Annotated in this window: 1 protein-coding gene and 1 pseudogene; both read right to left on the reverse strand. The window is 41.9% G+C overall.

Annotation, left to right across the window (positions count from 1 at the left end; genetic code table 11):
* On the reverse strand, positions 1-546 hold a 546-nt coding region (locus BZJ21_RS15375), incomplete at its 3' end, for a hypothetical protein (RefSeq protein ID WP_131826358.1).
* A 76-nt stretch (positions 547-622) separates the two neighbouring features.
* A pseudogene (locus tag BZJ21_RS16375) lies at positions 623-836 on the reverse strand (hypothetical protein); the annotation flags it as partial.

The following is an 836-nucleotide window of genomic DNA, read 5'->3' on the forward strand; positions in this document are numbered from 1 at the left end:
TTCAAGTGACAGCACCCCATCATTCTCTAAGTCAAACACAACCGTACGCTCAGAAATCAAGATATAAGAGTGATTTACATTAGGACGAAAATTCGTCATGCCAAACGACATCAACGCAAAACCACCTGCCCCAACAAACGCAAGAGGACCAAGCACAAACACGGCAATAATACAGACTACGATCCCCACCCACGCAAAACCACGCACCACCTGATACGCAACATCGGGGATCATGTCTTTTTCTGTGTAATGAATACCCATAGAGGTTAGATAATAACAACGGTGCTTGTCAGGAATAAATAGATATCTTGTTATCAAAACTCCCATCACAGCCAAAGTGAAGCAAAACCAAAAAGCAGCACTCCACCAGGACGCATCACTAACAATCATTAAAAACGTTGGCAAAAACAAACCAATCATTAGAGAGAGAGCCCATCGAACCATTGGGGAATAATTCCCATCTGGACCGACTTGCTCCCAGTTGTACTCAACTCTATCTGTGTACAGTTGCTCTTCTAATCGTTCGACTGTTTCATTTGAGATCATTTAGTCTACTCTCACTTCAATGGTACGCATCATTCACTCTTCCCGAATTGAAGTGAGTTATTGAACGCTATACTACTTACTCAGCCGCTTTCTCTTCTTCTTGCTGATAAACAGGGTGTTTATATTTATCTTTCAACCTTTTTATCTTAACAAACTCGATACTAGGAAAAAGTGAACGTAATGTAGAAAGTAGTTCTTGCTTTTGGTCGAGTGTCGTGGTGAATACATTCCCACCATAAGCATGCACATCCTGCTCTGCAGCTTCAAGTGACAGCACCCCATCATTCTCT

Origin of the sequence: Salinivibrio costicola subsp. alcaliphilus (genome assembly GCF_001996185.1) — a bacterium.
GTDB lineage: Bacteria > Pseudomonadota > Gammaproteobacteria > Enterobacterales > Vibrionaceae > Salinivibrio > Salinivibrio costicola.